Source organism: Cellulomonas hominis (assembly GCF_901521055.1).
In the GTDB taxonomy this organism is placed as follows: domain Bacteria; phylum Actinomycetota; class Actinomycetes; order Actinomycetales; family Cellulomonadaceae; genus Cellulomonas; species Cellulomonas endometrii.
In genome coordinates, this window is record NZ_CABEGA010000019.1 from 55,037 (window position 1) to 63,189 (window position 8,153).

Annotated in this window: 6 protein-coding genes; 3 read left to right on the forward strand and 3 right to left on the reverse strand. The window is 74.2% G+C overall.

Annotation, left to right across the window (positions count from 1 at the left end):
• Positions 1 to 49: 49 nt before the first annotated feature.
• From KJP73_RS05525 to KJP73_RS05535, 3 genes are all read right to left on the reverse strand, one after another.
• Positions 50 to 970: a sugar ABC transporter permease gene (locus KJP73_RS05525; RefSeq protein ID WP_213281792.1), complete on the reverse strand. Its 921-nt coding sequence runs from the start codon at positions 968 to 970 to the stop codon at positions 50 to 52.
• Complete coding sequence (locus KJP73_RS05530) at positions 970 to 2,598, reverse strand: ABC transporter permease subunit (RefSeq protein ID WP_213281793.1); 1,629 nt, start codon at positions 2,596 to 2,598, stop codon at positions 970 to 972. Before KJP73_RS05530 ends, KJP73_RS05525 begins: the two co-directional genes overlap by 1 nt.
• 83 nt (positions 2,599 to 2,681) lie before the next feature.
• The gene (locus KJP73_RS05535; protein ID WP_213281794.1) at positions 2,682 to 3,914 is read right to left on the reverse strand and encodes a sugar ABC transporter substrate-binding protein; all 1,233 of its coding nucleotides are present in this window, start codon (positions 3,912 to 3,914) and stop codon (positions 2,682 to 2,684) included.
• A gap of 214 nt (positions 3,915 to 4,128) precedes the next feature.
• Here KJP73_RS05535 and KJP73_RS05540 point away from each other — a divergent pair, with 214 nt between their 5' ends.
• Genes KJP73_RS05540 through KJP73_RS05550 form a run of 3 tightly spaced genes read left to right on the forward strand, consistent with a single transcriptional unit; the run spans position 4,129 to position 7,825 of the window.
• Positions 4,129 to 5,157: a LacI family DNA-binding transcriptional regulator gene (locus tag KJP73_RS05540; RefSeq protein WP_213281795.1), complete on the forward strand. Its 1,029-nt coding sequence runs from the start codon at positions 4,129 to 4,131 to the stop codon at positions 5,155 to 5,157.
• Positions 5,154 to 6,911, forward strand: coding sequence for a glycoside hydrolase family 13 protein (locus KJP73_RS05545; protein WP_433995146.1), 1,758 nt, complete (start codon positions 5,154 to 5,156; stop codon positions 6,909 to 6,911). Before KJP73_RS05540 ends, KJP73_RS05545 begins: the two co-directional genes overlap by 4 nt.
• A gap of 5 nt (positions 6,912 to 6,916) precedes the next feature.
• Entirely contained in the window at positions 6,917 to 7,825 is a 909-nt protein-coding gene (locus tag KJP73_RS05550) for a carbohydrate kinase family protein (RefSeq protein ID WP_213281796.1), read from the forward strand.
• Positions 7,826 to 8,153: the final 328 nt, after the last annotated feature.

Below are 8,153 nucleotides of genomic sequence, written 5' to 3' on the forward strand. Positions count from 1 at the left end.
GGGCTCCGGTCGGCGTGCCGCCCGCCGCTCGCAGGGGTGCCCGTCACCCTCAGCCCTTCACCGAGCCGGCGGTCAGCCCGCCGACGATGTACTTCTGCAGGAACAGGAACAGCGCGAGCACCGGGAGCGCCGAGATGACGGCCCCGGCGGCGAACAGCCCCCAGTTGGCGTCGAGCTGGGACGAGACCCAGCCGTACAGGCCGACCGCGATGGTCCAGTTCGACTCCGACTGCAGCATCACCCGGGCGATGATGAACTCGCCGAACGTGCTGATGAACGACAGCAGCGCGACGACCGCGAGGATCGGCGCCACCAGCCGCAGGATGATCGTCCAGTAGATCTGCGCGTGCGTCGCGCCGTCGAGCTTCGCGGCCTCGTCCAGCTCCTTCGGCACGGTGTTGAAGAACCCGTACATGAGGAACGTGTTCACGCCGAGCGCCCCGCCGAGGTACACGCAGATCAGCGCGAGCCGGCTGTTCAGACCGAGCGCCGGGACGACCTCGCCCAGGCTGATCGCCAGCAGGAAGATCGCCACGAACGCGAGCATCTGCGGGAACATCTGGATGATCAGCAGGGCGGTGAGCCCGGCGCGGCGGCCCGTGAACCGGAACCGGGAGAACGCGTACGCGGCGGCCGCGCCCATGAGCACCGTGCCGGTCGCCGTGACCACCGCGATGACCAGCGAGTTGCCGGCCCAGGTCCAGAACATGGTGTCGGACAGGGCGGTGTAGTTGGCGCCGCTGACCTCGGCGAACAGGTCGTTGGAGCCGGTGAGCGTGCCGCGCTCGGACAGCGACGCCGACAGCAGGTAGACCAGCGGGAACGCCGCGTACACGACGCCGACCACGCCGACGAGGTGCCGCCAGCCGAGCTCGCGCAGCCAGCGGCCGGCGGGCATCCGGGTGCGGACCGGGGCGGGGGCGGCGACGGGGCGGGTCCCGGGCTCGGTGCCCAGCGAGGTGGCGGACATCAGGAGAGCTCCTCGAGCCGGCGGGTGCGACGGAACGCGAGCGCCGAGATGGTCCCGACGATCACGAAGATGACGATGGACAGGGCGCTCGCGAGCCCGTAGTTGCGCGGGGCGTTCCCGTCGATGCCGGCCACGGAGTACACCATCGAGATGAGGATGTCCGTGTGGCCGAGCGGCACGGAGGCGTCGGCGAACCGGGGACCGCCGCCGGTCAGCATGTAGATCAGCGTGAAGTTGTTGAAGTTGAAGGCGAAGCTCGAGATGAGCAGCGGCGTGGTCGATACCAGCAGCAGCGGCAGCACCACGGAGCGCCACGTGCGCCACTTCCCCGCCCCGTCGATCTTCGCGGCCTCCAGCACGTCGCCCGGCAGGGACTGCAGGGCGCCGACGCAGATGAGGAACATGTAGGGGAACCCGAGCCAGAGGTTCACGCCGAGCACCGACAGCTTGGCGAGCCACGGGTCGGTGAGCCACGGGATCGCCGCGCCGCCGAGCAGCACCGAGTTCACGAAGCCGAACTTGCGGTTCAGCAGGCCGGACCACAGCAGCGCCGCGAGGAACCCGGGGACCGCGTACGGGAGGATCAGCAGCGTCCGGTAGACCTTGCGGCCGCGCAGCCGGGTGTCGTTGAACACGATGGCCAGCAGCATGCCGAGCAGGAACGTGCTGCCGACGGACAGGACCGCGAACGCGAACGTCCACAGCAGGATCGACAGGAACGGCTGCGCGTACCGGCTGTCGGCGAACGCGGTGGTGAAGTTCTCGAACCCCACGGCGACCCGCCAGCCGACGGGGAGGGTCGAGCCGTCCTCGGCCTCGAACTGCCCCGCGTCGTTCGGCGTGTACACGGTGCCGGTCGTCGTGTCCGTCATCGTGTCGGCGGCCTCGTCGTACTCCAGGGTCGACTCGGCGACGAAGCCGGTTCGCGCGTCCTGGGTGCGGATCGAGCCGTCCTCGGGGTCGTCGGACAGCGGCACCCGCAGGGCGGTCACCTCGTCCTGGCGCTCGAGGACGCCGGTGCGGTCGAGCACGTCCCAGCCGGGCACGGCGGTCGCGCGGCCGTCCTCGACCGACGCGTCGTCGGCGTCCTCCAGCGGCTGCTCCGCGGACCCGGCCCGCACGTCGCCGTCCTCGTCGACGATCGCGAACCCGAGGTCGGTCCCGTTCGTCAGCACGGTCAGCGGGTAGGTCTCGGTGCCCTCGACGCGGCGCTCGTTCTGCACGAGCAGCGCCTCGACGGCGTGCTGCTTGGTGGAGTTGTGCCCGTCCCCGTAGTTCGTGAACGCGACGTAGCCGGTGTACGCGATCACGTAGACCTGGAACACCAGCAGGAACGCGAGCCCGGGCAGGATGTACTTCAGCGGCAGGGCGCGGCGCGTGAAGTACACGACGTTCGCGGCGACGAGCAGCGCCACCATCGCGGCGAGGATGCCCCAGGACTCCTGCGCCCACGCGGCGAGCACGCCGAGCACGCCGAGGGCGTCGACCACGGCGACGACCGCGAGCTTCACCAGGAAGCCGGGCCGGAAGTCGCGCGCGTGCGAGCTGTCACGGGTGCGGCGCGGCGGCGGGTCCGACGGCGGGACGGGCACGGGCGTGGCCGCGCGCGGGGACGAGGACGTGGGCATCGAGGGCCTCCGGTGACGGTGGTGCGGGGAGACGGGCGCGCGGCGCGCGGGCGGCCTCGTGAGCCGCCCGCGCGCCGCGTGCGTCAGGAGCCGATCGCGCCCTGGATGTCCGCCACCATCTTCTGCCAGGCGGCGGCGGGCTCCTGGGAGCCGTTGATGATCGAGGCCTCGGTCACGCCCCAGAACTCCCAGACGGACGCCATCTCGGGGATCGACGGCATCGGCAGCGCGTCGGCGGCGACCGCGCGGAACCCGGCGGTGACCGGGTCGGCGGACGCGGTGTCGGCGGCGGCGATCAGGGCCGGCGGGCGGTCACCGGCCTCGTACAGCGCGAGCTGGGCGTCCTCGGTGGACATGTAGTTCACGAGGAAGTCGTTCGCGAGCAGCGTGTTCTCGCTCTGCGCGCTCACGTAGAAGCCGGCCACGCCGACGAACGGCTGGGCGGGCTGGCCGCCGGCGCTCGGGATCGGGTCGATGGCCAGGTCCAGGCCCTCGAACTGCTCGAGCATCCACGGGCCGCCGATGATGAACGGCGACTGGCCCTTGGCGAACGCGTCGACGGCGATGTCGTAGGTCATCGCGGTGTCCAGCGTGCCGGCAGCGCCCTGCGCCGCGAGCCAGGACGCGAAGGCCTCGCCCTCGGCGCCGCCCAGCGCGAGCTCGGAGGAGTACGAGCCGTCCTCGTTCTGCGCGAAGACGGTGGACCCGAACGAGGTCTGCAGCGGGTAGAAGGTGTACGGGTCGCCCTCCTCGCTGGTCTGGATCAGCACCGGGTACTGGGCGCCGGCGGCCTGGCCCGCCGCGACGGCCGCGTCCCAGGTGGCCGGGGCCTCCGGGGCGAGCGCGGTGTTGCGGATCAGCGCGATGTTCTCGACCGCGTAGGGCAGGCCGTAGATCTGGCCGTCCTGCGTGAAGGCCTCCAGCGAGACGGGCTCGAACGCGTCGGCGAGGTCGCCGAGCTCGATCGGGGCGACGACGCCGTTGGACGTGAGCTCGCCGAGCCAGTCGTGCGCGCCGACGGTGATGTCCGGGCCCTCGCCGGTCGGCACCTGCGCGAGGAAGTCCGTGCGGATGTCCTCGAAGTTCTTCTGGACGAGCTCGACGGAGGCGCCGGTCTCCTCCTCGAAGGCGGTGGCGGCCGACTCGACCGCGGCCTGGCGCGTCTCGTCGACCCAGATGGTCAGCGAGCCGCCGTCGCCGGAGGCGGCCGTCGAGGCGTCGTCGGCGGGCGCGTCGCCCGAGTCCGAGCCCGAGCAGGCCGTGAGCGTCAGCGCGAGGCCGAGCGTCGCGGCAAGGACAGGGATGCTCCGTCGCATCAGGGTGTCTCCCAGCGTGTGAAAGGGGCGGTGCGAGCGTCCGGCGGCACCGCCGGCGCTGGCTCGATGCGGGGGACGCTAGCCCGCCGGGAGCCGCCCTTGCAAGCCGTTACGGTAACTTTCAGGCATCGGTTACAGTGCTCACGACCGGCCGGCACGACCAGCCATCGACGACGACGACGAGGAGGCAGCGGTGCCCTCTACGCTCGCGTCTGTGCGCACCCGGCTGACCGACCTCGCAGATCAGGCGGGTGTGTCCACCGCCACCGTGTCCCGCGTCCTCAACGGGAAGCCCGGCGTCTCGTCGCAGGCGCGGCAGGCCGTGCTCGCGGCGCTGGACGTGCTGGGCTACGAGCGCCCCGAGAAGCTCCGCACCCGGTCCGCCGGGCTCGTGGGCCTCGTGGTCCCCGAGCTCTCGAACCCCGTGTTCCCCGCGATGGCCCAGGTGATCGAGTCGATGCTGACCCAGCGCGGCTACACGCCGCTGCTGTGCGCGCAGCAGCCCGGCGGGACCACCGAGGACCAGTACGTCGAGATCCTGCTCGAGCACGACGTGGCCGGCATCCTGTTCGTGTCCGGCCTGCACGCCGACGCCCAGGCCTCCGTCGAGCGGTACCAGGCCCTGCGCGGCCGCGGGCTGCCGATCGTCCTGGTGAACGGCCGGGCCGAGGGCGTCGACGCCCCGAGCCTCGCGACCGACGACGCGGTGGCCATCGAGCTCGCCGTCCGGCACCTCGTGGCCCTGGGCCACCGCAGCATCGGGCTGGCGATCGGCCCCGAGCGGTTCGTCCCCGCCGCGCGCAAGCGGGCCGCGTTCGCCGCGCAGCTGCGCGCCCAGCTCGGCGTCGAGGACGCCGGCCCGCACGTCAACACCACCCTGTTCACCGTCGAGGGCGGGGCCACCGCGGCCCACGAGCTCATCGACACCGGGCACACCGCGATCATCTGCGGCTCGGACCTCATGGCCCTCGGCGCGATCCGCGCCGCCCGGTCCCGGGGGCTGCACGTGCCCGAGGACCTGTCCGTCGTCGGCTTCGACGACTCGCCCCTGATCGGCTTCACCGACCCCCCGCTCACGACGGTGCGCCAGCCCGTCCAGGCGATGGGTCAGGCCGCCGTCTCCGCGCTGATGGCGGAGATCAACGGCACCCCGACCTCACGCACCGAGCTCCTGTTCCACCCGGAGCTCATCGTGCGGGGGTCCACCAGCTCGGCACCTGCACACTCCGGAGGACTTGCGTGACCCTGCTCGAGAACCGCCCCGCCGACCTCACCGACCCGCTGGTGGTGCACGAGCCCGGCCCCGCCGACGGCCCGTGGTGGCGCGACGCGGTCATCTACCAGGTCTACCCCCGGTCGTTCGCCGACGGGAACGGCGACGGCATCGGCGACCTGCCCGGCATCACCGCCCGCCTGGACCACCTCGCGGCGCTGGGCGTCGACGCGGTGTGGCTGTCCCCGTTCTACCGGTCCCCGCAGGCGGACGCCGGGTACGACGTCGCCGACTACCGCGACGTGGACCCGCTGTTCGGGACCCTCGAGGACTTCGACGCGCTGCTGTCCCGGGCGCACGAGCTCGGCCTGCGCGTGGTCGTCGACCTGGTCCCCAACCACACCTCCGACGACCACGTGTGGTTCCAGGAGGCGCTGCGCACCCCGCCCGGCTCCCCCGAGCGCGCCCGCTACCTGTTCCGGGACGGCCGCGGCGAGCACGGCGAGCTGCCCCCGAACAACTGGCAGTCGATCTTCGGCGGCGACGCCTGGACGCGGCTGACCCCCGAGAAGCACGGCGTCGACGACGGCCAGTGGTACCTGCACCTCTTCGACACCCGCCAGCCCGACCTCGACTGGACGAACCCCGAGGTGCGCGCCGAGTTCGAGGACGTGCTGCGGTTCTGGCTGGACCGCGGGGTCGACGGCTTCCGGGTGGACGTCGCGCACGGCATGGTCAAGGCCGAGGGGCTGCCCGACTGGGACGGCCACGTCGCGATGATCGACGGCGCCGAGGGCGAGGGCGCGGCCGACGGCGAGCCCACCGGCGTGGGCAACCAGGGCCCGATGTTCGACCAGGACGGCGTGCACGAGATCTACCGCACCTGGCGCGCGGTCCTCGACGAGTACGACGGCGACCGGATGCTCGTGGCCGAGGCCTGGGTCGAGCCGCTGTCCCGCCTGGCCCGCTACGTCCGCCCGGACGAGATGCACCAGGCGTTCAACTTCGCGTTCCTGGCCACCGGCTGGGACGCGCCGGCGCTGCGCAAGGTCGTCGCCGCCTCGTACGCCGTGAACGACTCCGTCGGTGCACCCACCACGTGGGTCCTGTCCAACCACGACGTCGTGCGCCACGCGTCGCGCCTGGGCCTGACGGACCCGTCGTCGCGGCCCAACGGCATCGCCGCCGAGGACGAGCAGCCCGACGAGGAGCTCGGCCTGCGCCGGGCCCGCGCCGCCACGCTCCTGCTCCTGGGCCTGCCGGGCTCGGCGTACCTGTACCAGGGCGAGGAGCTCGGCCTCCCCGAGCACACCGCGCTGCCCGCCGAGGTCCGCGAGGACCCCGCGTTCTTCCGGACGAACGGCGTCGAGCGCGGCCGCGACGGCTGCCGCGTGCCGCTGCCCTGGCAGGCGGACGCCCCCGGCTTCGGCTACTCCCCCACGGGCGACACCTGGCTGCCGCAGCCCGCGTCGTGGGCCGCGTACGCCGCGGACGTGCAGGACGGCGTGCCGGGCTCGACGCTCGAGCTGTACCGCGCTGCGCTGCGCCTGCGGCGGTCCGAGCGGCTCGGCACGGGCGGCGCCGCGTGGGAGCCCGCCTACGCCGACGCGCCGGAGGTCATCGCGGTGCGGAACGGCTCCGTGCTGGTCGTCGCGAACCTGGGCTCCGTGCCGGTCGCGCTGCCCGAGGGCGCCGAGGTGCTGCTCGCGTCCGGCCTGCCGGGCGACGCCGAGGTCGGCACCGAGCTGCCCGGCGACACCACCGCGTGGCTCCGGGTGCGCTGAGGCCCGTGGGCGCACGCGACGGGTCCGGCCACGTGCTCGTGGTCGGACCCGCGTCGTGGAACACCCTCGTCCGCCTCGACGCTCTCCCGGAGCCCCGGTCGCAGACCCTGTTCGCCGGCGGGCACCACGACGGCCTCGGCGGGACCTCCGCCGGCAAGGCCGTGACCCTCGCGGCGCTCGGCGTGGACGTGCACCTGCGGACGCTCGTCGGCGACGACGAGCAGGGCGCCCGGGTGCGCGCGGCGCTCGACCACCCGCGGATCCGCCTCGACGCGGTGCCCGCCGCCGGTGGCCGCACGGAGCGGCACGTGAACCTCATGGCCGCCGACGGCGGACGGGTGTCGCTGTACCTGGAGCTGCCGTCGCCCGCCGTGGACCCGGACGCGGCTGCCGGGCTGGAGGGTGCGGCGGGCGCGGTCGTGGACCTCGCGGCGCACGGGCTGCCGGTGCTCGCCGCCGCCCGGGCCGCGGGGGTGCCCGTGTGGTGCGACGTGCACGACGACGACGGGACCGCGCCGTTCCAGCGGCCGTTCGCCGACGGCGCCGACGTGCTGCTCGTGTCCGACGCCCGGCTCGACGACCCCGCCGCGTACCTGCGCGCACGGGTCGCCGGCGGGGCGCGGCTCGCGGTCTGCTCCCGCGGGGCGCGCGGCGCACTCGCGCTCGACGCCGGCGGGTTCTGGGAGGTGCCGGCCGCGCCGGTCGACGCGGTCGTCGACACGAACGGAGCCGGCGACGCGTTCCTGGCCGGCCTGCTCGCGGCGGAGCTCGCGGGTCTCGGCACGCCGGCGGCGCTCGCGCACGCGTCGGCCGCGGGGGCGTCCGCGGTCGCGACGGAGTCGCTGGGCGCGCCGCACGCGACCGCCCGGACGGTCGCGGCCCTGGCGTCGCGCGTGGACGTCCGCCGCGCCTGACGGGCACGCCCGGCCCGGCTCAGCCGCCGCCCCGGCCCGCTCCCCTGCCGTCCCGGCTCCGCTGCTGGCCCGCTGCCGGCCCGCTGCCGGCCCGTCGCCGGCCCATCGCCGAGTGGGCAGCAGGCGTCGCCTCCCGGTCGCGCGAGGGGACATCAACTGCCCACTCGGCGATGGGCCGGCGACCGGGCCGCAGCGGGCCGGGACGGGGCCAGCTGCGGGGCCGGGGCGGCGGGGGGGCGGGCCCGGGCGGCGCGTGATGCGGGCCGGCCGCGCCCGGCGGGCGCGGCGGGCGCTCGCCCGCGGCGCCCGGGCCGCGACCGTCCGGGCG